The 665-nt window shown below is 42.3% G+C and carries 1 protein-coding gene; it reads left to right on the top strand.

Annotated elements, in window-relative coordinates:
* Window positions 1-487: AarF/UbiB family protein (locus R7Q48_RS27955; protein ID WP_318133552.1), on the top strand; the 487-nt coding region annotated here is incomplete at its 5' end.
* Window positions 488-665 lie beyond the last annotated feature (178 nt).

A 665-nucleotide genomic window follows, 5' to 3' on the forward strand; every position in this document is an offset into this window, starting at 1 on the left:
AATGGTGCAAACCGATCCAAACTTCGCAAACTATCTCTATCTTGAACAAAGTAAACAAATCGGGCTGTTAGATTTTGGCGCAACTCGCGAATACAGTGAACGTTTTAGTTCCGGTTATCGCCAAGCCTTTTCATCTGTCGTGAACGATGACGAACAAGGGCTCAACGATGCTTTAGAGCAAATAGGCTTTTTCGCCCAAAGCATCAAACCAGAGCAGAGAACGGCGATTTTAGATTTGGTCAAAATGGCATGCGAACCCATGCTAATTGATGAAGCTTATGACTTTAAAGCCAGCGGACTGGCGCAAAAACTGCGAGAAGCTGGAACAATTCTGAGTATGGAGCAAGATTATTGGCATACCCCACCAGCCGATGCCATATTCTTGCACCGAAAAATTGGTGGCATGTATTTGCTCGCCGCTCGAATCGGTGCAAAAGTAAACATTCGTCGATTAGTGCAACCATATCTCAAGATCAATAGTGGATAGCCTATTGTTTTTCTGTTACTTTCAAGTACCTTGAGCAGTTATTCTGCGTCATCAACAGCCCACTTTATTGAGATTTATTGACTATGGTTAATGAACATAAGGTCAATAAGCAAAGTTAGCTGGCTGATTTGTCACGTATGACGCCACAACTTTATCCATGAAAACGAATTAACTATCG

This window comes from Vibrio sp. 378, from assembly GCF_033339435.1.